Annotated in this window: 11 protein-coding genes; 4 read left to right on the top strand and 7 right to left on the bottom strand. The window is 64.4% G+C overall.

Going from position 1 to position 16,125, the window contains the following annotated elements; translation table 11 throughout:
- Positions 1-539 precede the first annotated feature (539 nt).
- From L1O02_RS21425 to L1O02_RS21410, 4 genes are all read right to left on the bottom strand, one after another.
- Positions 540-2,210 carry a bifunctional protein-serine/threonine kinase/phosphatase gene (locus tag L1O02_RS21425; RefSeq protein WP_108544830.1) on the bottom strand — a complete coding sequence of 557 codons (1,671 nt, stop codon included), beginning with the start codon at positions 2,208-2,210 and terminating at the stop codon, positions 540-542.
- Positions 2,211-2,217: 7 nt separating this feature from the next.
- Positions 2,218-3,429: a nitrate/nitrite transporter gene (locus tag L1O02_RS21420; protein WP_060838296.1), complete on the bottom strand. Its 1,212-nt coding sequence runs from the start codon at positions 3,427-3,429 to the stop codon at positions 2,218-2,220.
- Positions 3,430-3,771: 342 nt separating this feature from the next.
- Positions 3,772-4,347, bottom strand: coding sequence for an ANTAR domain-containing protein (locus L1O02_RS21415; protein WP_102863840.1), 576 nt, complete (start codon positions 4,345-4,347; stop codon positions 3,772-3,774).
- A gap of 15 nt (positions 4,348-4,362) precedes the next feature.
- Complete coding sequence (locus L1O02_RS21410; protein WP_060842931.1) at positions 4,363-5,574, bottom strand: CmpA/NrtA family ABC transporter substrate-binding protein; 1,212 nt, start codon at positions 5,572-5,574, stop codon at positions 4,363-4,365.
- Between the two features lie 230 nt (positions 5,575-5,804).
- Between L1O02_RS21410 and L1O02_RS21405 the strand changes: the two genes are divergently transcribed.
- Positions 5,805-6,824, top strand: a complete 1,020-nt coding sequence (locus tag L1O02_RS21405; RefSeq protein ID WP_060838299.1) for a quinone-dependent dihydroorotate dehydrogenase — start codon at positions 5,805-5,807, stop codon at positions 6,822-6,824.
- Between the two features lie 130 nt (positions 6,825-6,954).
- Here the strand turns inward: L1O02_RS21405 and L1O02_RS21400 are convergent, their stop codons facing one another.
- Complete coding sequence (locus L1O02_RS21400) at positions 6,955-7,170, bottom strand: ribosome modulation factor (RefSeq protein ID WP_016965693.1); 216 nt, start codon at positions 7,168-7,170, stop codon at positions 6,955-6,957.
- Positions 7,171-7,715: 545 nt separating this feature from the next.
- On the opposite strand from L1O02_RS21400, the gene rlmKL reads away from it, so the two are divergent.
- Both rlmKL and L1O02_RS21390 read left to right on the top strand, forming a co-directional pair.
- Positions 7,716-9,980, top strand: a complete 2,265-nt coding sequence (gene rlmKL / locus L1O02_RS21395) for a bifunctional 23S rRNA (guanine(2069)-N(7))-methyltransferase RlmK/23S rRNA (guanine(2445)-N(2))-methyltransferase RlmL (RefSeq protein ID WP_108544831.1) — start codon at positions 7,716-7,718, stop codon at positions 9,978-9,980.
- Between the two features lie 137 nt (positions 9,981-10,117).
- Complete coding sequence (locus L1O02_RS21390) at positions 10,118-12,517, top strand: diguanylate cyclase (RefSeq protein WP_060838301.1); 2,400 nt, start codon at positions 10,118-10,120, stop codon at positions 12,515-12,517.
- Between the two features lie 42 nt (positions 12,518-12,559).
- Here L1O02_RS21390 and dacB read toward each other — a convergent pair whose 3' ends face one another.
- Positions 12,560-14,020 carry a D-alanyl-D-alanine carboxypeptidase/D-alanyl-D-alanine-endopeptidase gene (dacB, locus tag L1O02_RS21385; protein WP_060838302.1) on the bottom strand — a complete coding sequence of 487 codons (1,461 nt, stop codon included), beginning with the start codon at positions 14,018-14,020 and terminating at the stop codon, positions 12,560-12,562.
- Between the two features lie 234 nt (positions 14,021-14,254).
- Here dacB and L1O02_RS21380 point away from each other — a divergent pair, with 234 nt between their 5' ends.
- The gene (locus L1O02_RS21380) at positions 14,255-14,599 is read left to right on the top strand and encodes a YggL family protein (protein WP_047284881.1); all 345 of its coding nucleotides are present in this window, start codon (positions 14,255-14,257) and stop codon (positions 14,597-14,599) included.
- Positions 14,600-14,742: 143 nt separating this feature from the next.
- On the opposite strand, the gene L1O02_RS21375 is transcribed toward L1O02_RS21380, so the two are convergent.
- A complete protein-coding gene (locus L1O02_RS21375; RefSeq protein WP_108544833.1) occupies positions 14,743-15,933 on the bottom strand; it encodes a benzoate/H(+) symporter BenE family transporter in 1,191 nt (396 codons plus the stop codon).
- Between the last annotated feature and the right edge of the window lie 192 nt (positions 15,934-16,125).

Below are 16,125 nucleotides of genomic sequence, written 5' to 3'. Positions count from 1 at the left end.
TGCGGCGGCTGTTGGGTGGGGGATCGCCAGGCAAGTCCTGCGGAGCTTTTCGCAGCCTCGCTTTGGCTCGACAGCGGCTACACCAGCTGCCAATGCTGAAGGGGTTTGGGTAGTTTCGCAGCCTCGCTTTGGCTCGACAGCGGCTACACCAGCTGCCAATGCTGAAGGGGTTTGGGTAGTTTCGCAGCCTCGCTTTGGCTCGACAGCGGCTACACCAGCTGCCAATGCTGAAGGGGTTTGGGTAGTTTCGCAGCCTCGCTTTGGCTCGACAGCGGCTACACCAGCTGCCAATGCTGAAGGGGTTTGGGTAGTTTCGCAGCCTCGCTTTGGCTCGACAGCGGCTACACCAGCTGCCAATGCTGAAGGGGTTTGGGTAGTTTCGCAGCCTCGCTTTGGCTCGACAGCGGTTACACCAGCTGCCAATAGGGGGGGGTAGCCGCTGCCGCAGGCTGCGAACGGCTCCGCAGGAGGCGTAGGTGGGGCTGAGGAGGCTGGAGGTTATCGGGAGATTGAAAGGTTGTGCCCGCCACCTGGTGGCGTCAGCGATGCAGCAGGGCCAGCAGCAACATCAGGTTCAGCAGCAGGGCGAGCAGGGCGATGCCTCGCCAGACCTTCAGCGGCTCCCGTTCCAGCCAGGGCCGCGGGCGGGGGCTCAGGCTGCGGCGTTCACCCTGTTCCAGCGCCAGCAGCCATTCTTCCGCCGTTTCATAGCGCTGGGCCGGGTCGGCACAGACTCCGCGTTCCAGGCTTTGCTCCAGCCATTCAGGCAGGTCTGGGCGGTAGCGGCTGGGAGGCACCGCGGCGCCGAAGCGCGGGCGCTGGAAGGCTTCGATCTCGCCGTGGGGATAGTGCCCGGTCAGCAGGTAATACAGGCTGACGCCCACCGCATAGAGGTCCTGTTGCGGGCTCGGAGGTTCGCCGGTGAAGGCTTCCGGGGCGATGTAGCCCGGGGTGCCGGGCAGCAGGTGCGCCGGGTCCGCCGACAAGCCCGGGCAGTAGGCCAGGCCGAAATCCAGAATCCGCAGTTCGCCGTCGTCCCCTAGCAGCAGGTTGTCCGGCTTGATGTCGCGATGCAGGATCTGCCGCCGGTGCAGCAGGCCAACGGCCCGCAACAGGCGCTCGGCCAGGGATTGCCACTGGTCCAGGGGCAAAGGGCCGCTGTGGCGAAACAGCTGTTGCAGGGTGCGCCCGGGGTATTCGCGCATCAGGTAATACAGGTGCTGGCGCGCCGTGCCGCCGTGCACCTGGGGAAAGTGCCGCCCGGCCACGCGGCGCAGCAGCCACTCTTCGGAGAGCAACCCCTGGCAGGCCGCCCGGTCGTCGTGCAGGGCCGCCGGCAGGGTTTTCAGCAGCCAGGCCTGTTGCTGTTCGTCACGCACCCGATACAGCAGCGCTTGCCGGCTGTGGTTGAGCAGTGCCTCGACCTGCCAGCCCTCGAACTGCTGCCCCGGTTTCAGCGGCGGTGGCAGGGGCCATTGCCGCAGGTGCAGCAGGGCATCGCCAATGCTGCGTTCCCCCAGTGCGTCGACCCGCACCAGCAGTGCGCTGGCATTGTCCTGGCTGCCGGCCAGGTGCGCGGCACTGACCAGGGTGGCCACCGCGCGGTCCAGGTCCGGCTGGTCGCGCAGGATGGCGGCGATGGCGCTGTCGCCCAGGGTGGCCCAGACGCCGTCGCTGAGCATCAGGAAGCATTCGCCCTGGCGCAGTTCGCCATCGAGAAAATCCACCACCAGGTGCTGGTCCAGGCCCAGGGCGCGCTTGAGCACATGCTGCATGCCCGGTTGCTCCCAGACATGGTCCTGGCTGATGCGTTGCAGTTGCTGCTGGTGCCAGCGATAGACCCGGCAGTCGCCGACATGGGCCAGGGTGAAGCGCTGCCCTCGCAACACCAGGGCGCTGAGGGTGGTGAGCAGGGGCTGGCCGCCGCCATTGGCCTGGAGCCAGCGATTCTGCGCGCTCAGCAGGCGTTCCAGGGCTTCGGCCACGGCCCAGGTCTGCGGGGTGGCGTAGTAGTCCAGGGCCAGGGCCTGCAGGCTGGAACGCGCGGCGAGGCCGCCATCGGCACATTGGCTGACGCCATCGGCGATGGCGAACAGCAGTCCTTTGCTGGCGGCCAGCTCCGGCGCCGGGGTGACCCGGCGCAGGGCGTCCTGGTTCTCCGCCCGCGGGCCGCTGGCGCTGGCCTCGGCGTGGCTCAGTTGCAGGCCCATGACGTGCTCAGACCCGTGCCGCGGTGACGGCGGCGGAGCCCCAGGTGGTTCTCCAGCGGCGCTTGACCCCATGCAGGCCGAACCAGGCCAGGACTCCGAGGCTGGCGAACAGCCACAGGGCCAGTTGGTAGCTGCCGCTGCTCTGCTTGATGGCGCCCATGCCCGCGGCCAGGGCGAAACCGCCGATGCCCCCGGCCATGCCGATCAGCCCGGTCATGACCCCGATTTCCCGGCGAAAGCGCTGCGGCACCAGTTGAAACACCGCGCCATTGCCCGCGCCCAGGCCCAGCATGGTGCAGACGAACAAGGCCAGTGCGGCGTAGGAGCTGGGCAGGTTGAAACCCACGGCGGCGATGCACACCACGGCCACGCCGTACATCGCCAGCAAGGTGCGGATGCCGCCGAAGCGGTCGGCCAGGGCGCCGCCCAGGGGTCGCATCAGGCTGCCGCCGAAGACGCAGGCGGCGGTGTAGTAGCCGGCGGTCACCGGGCTCAGGCCGTACTGGTCGTTGAAGTAGCCGGGCAGGGCGCTGGCCAAGCCGATGAAGCCGCCGAAGGTCACGCTGTAGAAAAACATGAACCACCAGCTGTCACGGTCGCCCAGGGCCTTGAAGTAGTCGCCCATGGACTTGGCGCGAGGGCGCTCGGGAGCGTTTCGCGCCAGCCAGGCGAACAGCGCCAGGGTCAGGATCAGCGGGATCAGGGCGAAGCCGAAGACATTGCTCCAGCCGAAAGCCGCCGCCAGCAGCGGGGCGATCAGGGCGGCGAACACGGTGCCGGAGTTGCCGGCACCGGCGATGCCCATGGCCTTGCCCTGGTGTTGCGGCGGATACCATTGCGAGGCCAGGGGCAGGGCCACTGCGAAAGAAGCACCGGCCATGCCGAGGAACACCCCCAGCAACAATGCTTGTTCATAGCTGTGGATGCCCAGTTTCCAGGCCACGAACAGGGCGCCGATGACTATCACCTGGCCGATCAGGCCGGCGGTTTTCGGTGACAGGCGGTCGGCCAGCAGGCCCATGATGAAGCGCAGCACCGCACCGGCGAGGATTGGCGTCGCCACCATCAGGCCGCGTTGCTGGGTGCTCAGGTGCAGATCGGCGGCGATCTGCACCGCCAGAGGGCCCAGCAGGTACCAGACCATGAAGCTCAGGTCGAAATACAGGAAGGCTGCAAACAGGGTCGGGGTATGGCCGGACTTCCAGAAGCTTGAATTCATCGCGCACCTCAGCTGATAGGGGTCGTTGGAGCCGTCATGAGCTTGCAGGTGGAGCGCCGTGCAGCCGCGCCACCGGCCCCGTTCAGTGGGGCCAGAACGACAAAGACATCGGCGTCCGGCTCGCGGTGGGCGAGCAGGGCGCGCGACGTCTTTGTCGTAGGTGGGCAACCGCCGTTGGTTACCGTTGTGGATTTGATAGCAAGAGCCGAGCCAACCGGCGGCCATGTTGGCTGGCATGGGCAGGCTCGCTGTAGGAGCTGGCTTGCCAGCGAAGGCGCCCTCAAGACTGGCACAAGGTTCAGAGGCCTATTCGCCGGCAAGCCGGCTCCTACGGGGCGCAGGTCAGCCCAGCAGTTCCTGCATGGCGATGATCTGTTCCGCGACCTGGATCAGCTTCTGCTGCTTGCCCATGGCCTGACGGCGCATCAGGGTGTAGGCCTGTTCTTCGTCGCAATCCTTCATCTTCATCAACAGGCCCTTGGCCAGCTCGATGCGCTTGCGTTCGGCCAGTTGCTGGTCCCGGGCCTGGAGTTGCGCGCGCAGGGCCTGGTCGCTTTCAAAGCGCGCCATGGCCACGTCGAGGATGGGTTGCAGGCGCTGGACCTGGATGCCTTCGACAATATAGGCGCTGACCCCGGACTTGATTGCCTGGCGCATCACCCCCGGGTCGTGTTCGTCGGTGAACATCACGATGGGCCGGGGCTGGTCGCGGCTGACCAGCACCACTTGCTCCATGACGTCGCGGCTGGGTGACTCGGTATCGATCAGGATCACGTCCGGACGCACTGTTTCGACGCGTCCGGGCAGATCGATGGTCAGGCCGGATTCGTCGATCACCTCGAAGCCGGCCTCGCTCAGAGCAGCCTTGAGCCGGCCGACTTTCTTCGCGGTGTCGTTGATCAGCAGGATACGCAGCATGGTGGCGGGCTCCGGTCAGCGCTGGGCGACAAGGGACGGTGAGTCGTTGAGGGCGTGCAGGCGGAAGCTGCGGGCATAGGCGGCAGGCTGTGAACCGTCCCAGACCTTGCCGTCGATCAGTTGGCTGCTGCGCATGTCCTGGCCCCAGGCGGCGATGCCCAGCGCGCCGGCGGCTTCGCGGTACAGCTCCAGCTGTTGCACCTGGCGCGCGACGCCGAGGTAGTCCGGGTCCTCGCGCAGCAGGCCCCAGCGGCGGAACTGGGTCATGAACCACATGCCGTCGGACAGGTAGGGCAGGTTGACGGTGCCGTGCTGGTGAAAGCGCAGGGCATGAGGGTCCTGCCAGCGATTGCCCAGGCCGTCGGCGTAGTCCCCCAGCAGTCGCGGTTCGATGCAGGCCAGCGGGGCATTCAGGTAGTCGGCGGCGCTCAGGAGCTGGGCGGTGCTGCGGCGGTTTTCCGGACTTTGCTCGATGAAGCGGCTGGCTTCGAGGATCGCCATCACCAGGGCGCGGGCGGTGTTGGGGTATTGCTCGACGAAGGCGCGGGTGCAGCCGAGGACCTTTTCCGGGTGGTCGGGCCAGATCGCCTGGCTGGTGGCCAGGGTGAAGCCCAGGTCCTGCTGTACCGCGCTGGCGCTCCACGGCTCGCCGACACAGAAACCGTCGATGCGCCCGGCCTGCAGGTGGGCGACCATCTGCGGCGGCGGCACCACCACGCTGTCGACATCCTGCAGCGGGTGGATGCCCTGGCTGGCCAGCCAGTAGTAGAGCCACATGGCGTGGGTGCCGGTGGGGAAGGTCTGGGCGAAGGTCAGGCGCGCCCGGCTTTGGTGCACGTGGCGGTCGAGTGCTTCAGGGCTGGTCACCTTGAGGGCCTGCAGCTCGCGGGACAGGTTGATGCTCTGGCCGTTCTGGTTCAGGCCCATGAGCACCGCCATGTCGCAGGGGCTGGTCCCGCCGATGCCCAGGTGCACCGCGTAGATCAGGCCGTACAGGCTGTGGGCGGCATCCAGTTCGCCGCTCACCAGCTTGTCCCGCAGGCTGGCCCAGGAGCTCTGGCGCTTGAGGTTCAGGGTCAGTCCGTAGGGCTGGGCGAAGCCCTGGGTGGCGGCGACCACCACCGAGGCGCAATCGGTCAGGGCCATGAAGCCCAGGTCGATGGCGGACTTTTCCGGGGCATCGCTGCCGTTGACCCAGGCCAGCGGGGTGTTGGGGCGTTCAGTCATGACGGGGCACCTTGCATAAAAAAGCGTCGTACCCGCAGGCCGGGCCAAGCCCGCGCAGGTGACGACGCCGTTGTCCTTGAGCCCGGGCCGCCATTGGCTCGGGTTTGATGCGCAAAAGGGGTGCAAGGCATATGCCATTGCCGGGGATTTGCTTGTGCGCCTCGCCTGCAAGCCCCGGGCGCGGCTATAATCGGCGGCCAATTTCGCCGCCAACCGAGTTCATCCCGCCCATGTATACCCTGGCCCGCCAGCTGCTGTTCAAACTCTCCCCGGAAACCTCCCACGATCTGTCCCTGGACCTGATCGGTGCGGGCGGGCGTTTGGGGCTTAACGGTCTGCTGTGCAAGGCGCCGGCCCAGTTGCCGGTCAAGGTCATGGGCCTGGAGTTTGCCAACCCGGTGGGTCTGGCCGCTGGCCTGGACAAGAACGGTGCGGCCATCGACGGCTTTGCCCAGCTGGGTTTCGGTTTTGTCGAGATCGGCACCGTCACCCCGCGTCCGCAGCCGGGCAACCCCAAGCCGCGGATCTTCCGCCTGCCCCAGGCCGAAGCCATCATCAATCGCATGGGCTTCAACAACCTGGGGGTCGATAACCTGCTGTCGCGAGTTGCCGCTTCGTCATACAAGGGCGTGCTGGGGATCAATATCGGCAAGAACTTCGATACCCCGGTGGAGCGGGCGGTGGACGACTACCTGATCTGCCTGGACAAGGTCTACGCCCATGCCAGCTATGTCACGGTCAACGTCAGCTCGCCCAACACGCCGGGGCTGCGCAGCCTGCAATTTGGCGAGTCGCTCAAGCAGCTTTTGGCGGCCCTGAGCCGGCGCCAGCAGGAGCTGGCGGTTATCCACGGCAAGCGGGTGCCGCTGGCGATCAAGATCGCTCCGGACATGAGCGATGAAGAAACCGTGGAAGTGGCCCGGGCCTTGCTGGAAACCGGCATGGATGCGGTGATCGCCACCAACACCACCCTGAGTCGCGAAGGCGTCGAAGGCCTGGAGCATGGTGATGAGGCGGGCGGCCTGTCTGGCGCGCCGGTGCGCGACAAGAGCACCCATACGGTCAAGGTGTTGGCCGCAGAGCTGGCCGGCCGTTTGCCGATCATTGCCGTGGGCGGCATCACCGAAGGCAAGCACGCGGCTGAGAAAATCGCCGCGGGTGCCAGCCTGGTGCAGCTGTATTCGGGCTTCATCTATAAGGGCCCGGCGTTGATTCGCGAGTCGGTGGACGCTATCGCGGCCATGGGCTGAGAGGGCAAGGACGGCAGGCATAAAAAAGGGCTCCTCGAAGGAGCCCCTGGGCCGAAGCCCGCCGCCCGGATGGGGCGTGCGTGGTTAAGTCGTCATCTATTCAAGTTGTAGGTGTCGGAATGTGCCCTGATCAGCCGACAGCGCGAAGTTCGTTGAGTCTGTGGATGCCCGCAGTGCCTGTCATACCGTCCCAGTTGTCGCCGCGTCCTTCGCGCCAGCCGTTGATCCAGGCTTGGCGTACCGACGGTAGAGTAAATGGGCAAAGCTCACGGGACTTGCCATTAACGCCATACTGATATCCGCGTAAAAATGCTCTTTCCAACGGATCACGCTTTAGTCTTCTCATAGGGTGTTTCCCTCACTTGTTGACTGCTTTATGTCCCGTCGACCTTCTTCTGAGGTCGGGCAGAATGTCTCTGCCGTTGGTGCTCGCTGCCGGCGTGGCGAGCTTTGATGTTGACGTCATTGCGGCGTCAACCTGTGGTGAGTTCTAACCAATAGGTCACAGCAAGTGAATGATCGTTTTGTCATAAGGACGTAACGATATTGCTGTCCAGGCCATAAGCCGGGAGTGGTTTTGTCGCCTGTTTGTCAGGCGAAGCCCGCTGTGATCAGCCTCTGACTAGATGATGAGGTTAATGCTTTAGTGAGAATGTCGAACGGTTGCACTCAACTACTATTCGACGAAGGGTCGACTTATGTCATTTTGTTGCCCTGACTTTTTATCTGTCCCGGCCTCAAAGCTCTTTTGCCCTGCAAGAAAGCCTGCCTGCCGGGGTGGGACGGCACAGTTTCGTGCCACACGAGCGCTCTTGAAGAAAAGCGCTTGATTGAAAACCGAGCGGGCGATGCGTTGCCCGTTCACTTATTGCCAAAGGCCCTGGTACTCCCATGTCGGATCGTTACGAACTCTTCCTCACCTGTCCCAAAGGCCTTGAAGGCCTGCTGATCGAGGAAGCCGTCGGGCTTGGCCTTGAGCAAGCGCGTGAGCACACTTCTGCCGTGCGCGGCATGGCCGACATGGAGACGGCCTATCGCCTGTGCCTGTGGTCGCGCCTGGCCAACCGGGTGCTGCTGGTGCTCAAGCGCTTCCCGATGAAGGATGCCGAGGACCTCTACCACGGCGTGCTGGATGTCGACTGGCAGGACCACATGCTGGCTGACGGCACCCTGGCGGTGGAATTCAGCGGCCATGGTTCGGGGATCGACAACACCCACTTCGGCGCCTTGAAGGTCAAGGACGCCATCGTCGACAAACTGCGCACCCCGACCGGCGAGCGTCCTTCGGTGGACAAGCTCAACCCGGATTTGCGCATCCACCTGCGCCTGGATCGCGGCGAAGCCATTCTCTCCCTGGACCTGTCCGGCCACAGCCTGCACCAGCGTGGCTATCGTCTGCAGCAAGGCGCCGCGCCGCTCAAGGAAAACCTGGCGGCGGCGATCCTGATCCGTGCCGGCTGGCCACGTATTGCCGCCCAGGGCGGCGCCCTGGCCGACCCGATGTGCGGTGTCGGCACCTTCCTGGTGGAAGCCGCGATGATCGCCGCCGACATCGCGCCCAACCTCAAGCGCGAGCAGTGGGGCTTCACCGCCTGGCTCGGCCACGTGCCGGCGCTGTGGCGCAAGCTGCATGACGAAGCGCTGGCCCGGGCCCAGGCCGGCCTGGCCAGGCCGCCGTTGTGGATCCGTGGTTATGAGGCCGATCCGCGCCTGATCCAGCCGGGTCGCAACAACGTCGAGCGTGCCGGCCTGAGCGATTGGATCAAGATCTATCAGGGTGAAGTCGGCACCTTCGAACCGCGTCCGGACCAGAACCAGAAAGGCCTGGTGATCTGCAACCCGCCCTACGGCGAGCGCCTGGGTGATGAAGCCAGCCTGCTGTACCTCTACCAGAACCTCGGTGAACGCCTGCGTCAGGCCTGTCTCAACTGGGAGGCGGCGGTGTTCACCGGCGCTCCGGACCTGGGCAAGCGCATGGGCATCCGCAGCCACAAGCAGTACTCGTTCTGGAACGGCGCCTTGCCGTGCAAGCTGTTGCTGATCAAGGTCCTGCCGGATCAGTTCGTCACCGGCGAGCGGCGCACCGCCGAACAGCGTCAGGTGGAACGCGAGCAGGCCCAGGCCGCCGCGGACGAGGCACCAGTGCGCCAGTTCAACAAGAATGGCAATCCGATCAAGCCGGCACCGGCTCCGGCCCCGGTGGTCGAACAGGCACGCTTGAGCGAAGGCGGGCAGATGTTCGCCAACCGCCTGCAGAAGAACCTCAAGCTGCTGGGCAAATGGGCCAAGCGCGAAGGCGTCGAGTGCTACCGGGTCTACGATGCCGACATGCCGGAATACTCCCTGGCCATCGATCTGTATCAGGACTGGGTGCACGTGCAGGAATACGCGGCGCCCAAGTCGGTGGACCCGGAGAAGGCCCAGGCCCGTCTGTTCGATGCCCTGGCGGCGATTCCCCAGGCGCTGAACGTGGACAAGAGCCGGGTGGTGATCAAGCGTCGCGAGCGTCAGAGCGGCACCAAGCAATACGAGCGCCAGAGTGCCCAGGGCCAGTTCACCGAAGTCCGCGAAGGCGGGGTCAAGCTGCTGGTGAACCTCACCGACTACCTGGATACCGGGCTGTTCCTCGATCACCGGCCGATGCGCATGCGGATTCAGCAGGAGGCCGCCGGCAAGCGCTTCCTCAATCTGTTCTGCTACACCGCCACGGCCAGCGTGCATGCGGCCAAGGGCGGGGCGCGCAGCACCACCAGTGTCGACCTGTCGAAAACCTACCTGGACTGGGCGCGACGCAACTTCTCGCTCAACGGTTTCTCCGACAAGAACCGCCTGGAGCAGGGCGACGTGATGGCCTGGCTGGACAGCTGCCGCGACGAGTTCGACCTGATCTTCATCGACCCGCCGACCTTCTCCAACTCCAAGCGCATGGAAGGGGTGTTCGACGTGCAGCGCGACCAGGTGCAGTTGCTGGACCTGGCAATGGCGCGCCTGGCCCCAGGTGGCGTGCTGTACTTCTCCAACAACTTCCGCAAGTTCCAGTTGGATGAGAACCTCGCGACGCGTTATCAGGTCGAAGAGATCACGGCAAAAACCATCGACCCGGATTTTGCCCGCAACAGCAAGATTCACCGGGCCTGGAAAATCACCGCCCGCTGATGGCCGGATAAGTCCCCCAAGGCCCGATTTTTCGGGCTTTGGAGGCTGTTTAGCGCTGGTCAAATTAATGGCTAATGGCTATAACTCTCACTTGATCCGGATGACACCCAAACTCGCTGGCGTGATGAGTTCTACTTATGCCGTTGCATGTGGTACGCCCGAAAATCCTGGGTTTCATTAGTGAAGAGGTCTCGGCCTGGCTGGTGGCGGTGCTGGTGTTGCTCGCGGGCAGCATTCTCACCGGACTCTTGGCCTGGTCCACTTACAACCTGAACAAGCAGCAGTTGCGCCAGCGCTTTCAGTTGCTGGTCAGCGAACGCTACAGCCGCATCGAAGAGCGCTTTCAAGACCAGGAGCAACGCCTGGACGGTTTGCGGCGTTTCTTTGTCAATTCCGATCATGTGACTCGCCAGGACTTCGAGGGGTACGCCAAGCCTTTGCTGCGTCGTACTCAGGCCTATGCCTTTGCGCCGCTGATCAGTCGTGCCCAGCGGGCGGATTTCGAGCAGGCGGTGCGCCGTGAGGGGCAGCCGGGATTTGCCATCGTGCAACTGAACGCGGCGGGGCAGATGGAGCCGGCCGGTGACCAGGATGAGTACGCGCCGGTGCTCTACAGCCAGACCCAGAGTCCCTTGGGCTCGCCCCTGGGGTATGACCTGCTGGCCCAGCCGCTGCGTCGGGCCACGCTGGAGCGTGCCCGGGTGCTCAATGGCCTGGCGGTTTCGCCGCCGATGCATCTGGTGGCGGTGGATCCGGCCTATGCCCGCGGGGTGCTGCTGGCGGCGCCGGTCAGGCGCGCCCTGGATGACCCATCGCCCCAGGGCAGGCCCTATGGCTATGTGCTGGCGGTGATCAGCCTGCGGCAACTGGTGGCGGACGGCTTGCCGGCCTCGGCCAGTGACAACCTGTCGGTGCGGATCCTCGATCTGTCCGCCGAGGGCCAGCATGAGGTGCTGTATGAATCGAACAACCTGCCGGTCACCAGTCACCTGAGTGCCAGCCGTCTGCTGCGGCTGGCGGATCGGGATTATCAAGTGGAAATCCGCCCCAGCGCGGCGTTCCTGCATGCCAATCATTCTTCATTGACCAGCCTGGTGATCCTCGGCAGCTTGCTCAGCCTGCTGCTCAGCGCCTTGCTCTACGTGCTGGTGAGTCAGCGGCAACGGGCCCTGGCCCTGGTCGAACAGCGCACCGGTGAGCTGCGCAGTCGCGAGCAGGAGCTGCGCGGGACCCACAGTCAGTTGCGCAGCGTGCTCAATGCCGCCACCCAGGTGGCGATCATCGCCACCGACTTGCGCGGGGTCATCAGCACCTTCAATGCCGGCGCCGAGCAGATGCTGGGTTACCGCAGCAGCGAGGCGGTGGGGCACCTGACCCTGGAAAGCCTGCACCTGCCCCAGGAGCTGGAAGCATGGGCCCACAGCCTCAGCCAGCGCTATGGCAAGCCCATCGAGGTGTCCCGGGCGATGCTGGTGGAAGAGGGCATGGCCGGTGGGCATGAGGCCCGGGAATGGACCCTGGTGCGACGCGACGGTAGCCACCTGCAAGTGAACATGCTGGCGACCCCGGTGCTGGACGATCAGGGGCTGTGGATCGGCCACCTGGCGATCTGCATCGATATCACCGAGCGTAAGCGGGTGCATGAAGCCCTGGCGGCCAGGGACCGGTTGCTGAACAGGCTCAGTGCCCATGTTCCCGGCGGCATCTATCAGTTCAAGCTGGACGCCGATGGCCATGCCAGCTTTACCTACGCCAGCGATGGCATTCGCGAGATCTACGAGATCGAGCCGCAGTTGCTGCAGGAGGATGCCGAGGCGGTGTTTGGGCGGATCCATCCCGAGGATGTGCAACGGGTACGCGAGTCGATCCGGATTTCCGCCCAGCAGTTGAGTCCATGGCGCGAGGAATACCGGGTCTGCCTGCCGCAACGGGGGTTGCGCTGGATGCGCGGGGCGGCGACCCCGGAAAGCCTGAGTGGTGGTGGGGTTCTATGGCACGGCTATATCTCGGATATCTCCGATCTCAAGCGGGTCGAGGAAGAACTGCGGGCCTTGTCGGTCACCGATTCGCTGACCGGAATTCACAACCGGCGCTATTTCCAGGAGCAGTTGCAGAGCGAAATGCAGCGCCTGGAGCGGGGTGGCGGCGAAATGGCGGTGATCATGCTGGATGTCGACCACTTCAAGCGGATCAACGACCAGTACGGCCACGGCGTGGGGGACCAGGTGCTGCGAGGGCTGTGCGAGCGCATTGGCCGGCGGCTGCGACGCACCGATGTGTTCTGCCGTCTGGGGGGCGAGGAGTTCATGGTTCTGTGCCCGGACACCAGCGCCCGCCAGGCGCTGATCCTGGCCCAGGAGCTGTGGCAAGGCTTGCGCAGTTCGCCGATCGCGCCGGTGGGCAGGGTCACCGCCAGTTTCGGTATCGCCAGCTGGCGTGAGGGCGAGGGGGCCGATGGCTTGCTGTTGCGGGCCGACTCCGGGGTCTATGCCGCCAAGCAGGCCGGCCGCGACCGGGTTCAGGCCGAGTTTCCCTGAACGGCGACGGCGACGCGGGGCCGCCGCCGTCGGCCCGGGGCGTTACAGCGGCGAAGCGCTGGTGGCCAGTTTGGGCTGGCGATACAGATCCAGCAGCACCTGATCCAACACCGAAGAGGCGCCGAACGGCCGTGGATCGTTGAGGATGGCAACCACCGCCCAGGTGTTGCCGTTGTCATCGCGGCTGTAGCCGGCAATGGCGCGGACGGTGTTCAGGGTGCCGGTCTTGATGTGGGCTTCACCGGACATGGCGGTGCGCTTGAGGCGCTTGCGCATGGTGCCGTCCATGCCGGCAATCGGCATCGAACTGATGAACTCGGCGGCGTAGGGACTCTTCCACGCCGCTTGCAGCAGGCCGGCCATTTCGCGGGCGCTGACCCGTTCGGCACGGGACAGGCCGGAGCCGTTCTCCATCACCAGGTGCGGCGCGGTGATGCCTTTCTTCGCCAGCCACTGGCGCACCACGCGCTGGGCGGCCTTGGCGTCATCGCCATCGGCTTCATTGCGGTACTTGGCTCCCAGGCTCAGGAACAACTGCTGGGCCATGGTGTTGTTACTGTACTTGTTGATGTCGCGGATGATTTCCGCCAGGTCCGGAGAGAAGGCCCGGGCCAGCACCTTGGCGTCCTTGGGCACCACCGCCAGGCGGTCCTGGCCCTGGATGCTGCCGCCCAGTTCGCTCCAGATCGCCCGCACCGCGCCGGCGGTGTAGGTGGCGTGGTCCAGCAGCGACAGGTAGGTCTGGGAGCTGCAGCCATCGCCCAACTGGCCACCGACGGTGACGATCACGCTGCCATCGGCCTGGGTGACCGGGTTGTAGCGCACGTCACCGGTGCATTGCTTGGTGTTGACCGCCTTGACCTGATTGTCGATGCGGATCTTGGCGATCGGCGGCTCCACCGACACCAGTACGCGCCCGGAATCGTTGCGGGCGACAAAGCGCAGGGCCTTGAGGTTGACCATCAGCGCATCGGGCTTGACCAGGAAGGGTTTGTTCTCGTCATTGCCGTCGTCATTGAACTCCGGCAGTTGCGGTTGCACGAAGTAGTTGCGATCCAGCACCAGGTCGCCGGTGACTTGCTGCACGCCATTGGCTCGCAGGTCGCGCATCAAAAGCCAGAGCTTTTCCATGTTCAGCTTGGGGTCGCCGCCGCCCTTGAGGTACAGGTTGCCATTGAGAATGCCGCCGCTGAGGGTGCCGTCGGTGTAGAACTCGGTCTTCCACTGGTGGGTCGGGCCGAGCATTTCCAGGGCCGCGTAGGTGGTGACCAGCTTCATGGTGGAGGCCGGGTTGACGGATACATCGGCGTTGAAAATCGTCGGGGTGCCCGGGCCGTTCAGCGGAATCATCACCAGCGACAGGGCGTTGTCCGGGAGTTTGCTGGCCTTGAGGGCTTGTTGAACCTTGGGTGTCAGGGTGGTGTTGACCGGGGCCGCGGAGGCGGGGAAGGCCAGGGGGAGGAAAACACTGGCCAGCAGAAGAGGACGCAACGATTTGATCATATGAAATTGAACCCTGCAGTCGAGGGGAAAAAAGGCGAGGGCATGCAGATAAAATCCCTCAGTGGTCATGAAAGTGTCGGCATTATGCCCCAAGGTATAGCGGCTTGTGCCGTGCCACGGCCCGCCGGGGCGGTATTTTTTTTACCAATGGCACGACCGCGTCCTCATAGAGTCAGGCAATCGCCCGCCTAAACTGGTAAAGTGCCGCCCGTTATTACTTATGAGGATTGTTCCATGGCCACTAACCGTTCCCGCCGTCTGCGCAAAAAACTCTGCGTAGATGAATTTCAGGAGCTGGGTTTTGAGCTGAACCTGGATTTCAAAGAAGATCTGGCTGACGAAGCTATTGACGCTTTCCTCGACGCATTCCTCAAAGAAGCGATGGAAGCCAACGGCCTGGGCTATGTAGGCGGCGACGACTTCGGTCTGGTTTGCCTGAGCAAGCGCGGTTCCGTGAGCGAAGAGCAGCGCGCCACCGTTGAAGCCTGGCTCAAGGCACGCACCGAGCTGACCAACGTTGAAGTCAGCCCGCTGCTGGACGTCTGGTACCCGGACAACGCGATCAACCCAGTCGCGTGATGTCATGCATGAGCGGCCCGTCCGGGCCGCTCATGCGTTGCTGTCCTGCTTGGGCGGCCTGTCGAATTTTCCCTTGTGTTTCTCGCCACTGCCACGGGCCAGCCCCGGGTTTCGTCGTGGGCGCTATTGGCCGGCAAAGCCCTTCAGGCACTGCGCCAATTCAGAATCATCAAGGTGATTACCCCGGCGACAATTCCCCAGAACGCCGAGCCAATGGAAAACAGCGTCAGCCCCGAGGCCGTGACCATGAAGGTGATCAACGCGGCCTCGCGCTCCTTCACTTCACTCATGGCGATGCTCAAGCCGTTGATGATCGAGCCGAACAGTGCCAGGGCGGCGATGGACAGCACCAGCTCCTTGGGCAGGGCCGCGAACAGCGCGGCCAGGGTGGCGCCAAAGACCCCGGCAATGCCGTAGAAAATCCCGCACCACACCGCCGCGGTGTAGCGCTTGCCGTGATCTTCATGGGCGTGGGGCCCGGTGCAGATGGCGGCGCTGATGGCCGCCAGGTTGATGCCATGGGAGCCGAATGGCGCCAGCAGCAGCGAGGCAAAGCCGGTGGCGGTGATCAGCGGCGAGGCCGGAACCTTGTAGCCGTCGGACCGCAGCACGGCGATCCCGGGCATGTTCTGCGAGGTCATGGCCACCACGAACAGGGGAATGCCGATGCTGATGGTGGCCGCCAGGGAGAAGTGTGGCGTGGTCCAGACCGGTGTCGCCACTTCCAGGTGAAAGTCGCTGAAGTCCAGCAGGCCCATGGCGCCCGACAGGGCCGTGCCGATCAGCAGCGCGGCCAGCACCGCGTAGCGCGGCGACAGGCGCTTGACCACCAGGTAGGTGAAGAACATCCCCAGGACCAGGCCGGTGCGGTGCTGGGCGGCGACGAAAATCTCGCTGCCGATCTTGAACAGGATCCCCGCCAGCAGGGCCGCTGCCAGGGAAGCCGGGATCTTTTTCACCAGGCGCTCGAAGCTGCCGGTGAGCCCGCACAGGGTAACCAGCACGGCACAGGTGATGTAGGCGCCGATGGCTTCGCCGTAGGTGACGCCGGACAGGCTGGTGATCAGCAGGGCGGCGCCCGGTGTCGACCAGGCAATGGTGATCGGGGTGCGATAGCGCAGGGACAGGCCGATGCTGCAGATCGCCATGCCAATGGAAATGGCCCAGATCCACGAAGAAATCTGACCGCTGGTCAGGCCGGCGGCTTGTCCGGCCTGGAACATCAGCACCAGCGAACTGGTGTAGCCGGTCATCATGGCGATGAAACCGGCCACGATGGCTGAGGGCGAAGTGTCCGCCAGGGGGCGTAATTGCGCGGGTGTGGCGTCGGACATTACTGCTATTCCTTGTTCTTGAAAGACACAAAACCCACGTCCAGCGAACATCGCTCGAATCATGCGCGAGCAATGGGCCGGTGAAGGGGTTCAGGGTTCAAGCCTAAACTTAAAAGCAACTTTGCATTGCAATACAGCCGTGACTACAAATAGCCGTACAGTCGTTGAAAGAGTGTGGGGGCCATTAACACT

Source organism: Pseudomonas sp. BC42, from assembly GCF_021560055.1.
Lineage (GTDB): Bacteria > Pseudomonadota > Gammaproteobacteria > Pseudomonadales > Pseudomonadaceae > Aquipseudomonas.
The sequence above is the reverse complement of the archived record's forward strand: the minus strand, read 5'-3'. Positions and strand labels throughout refer to the sequence as shown.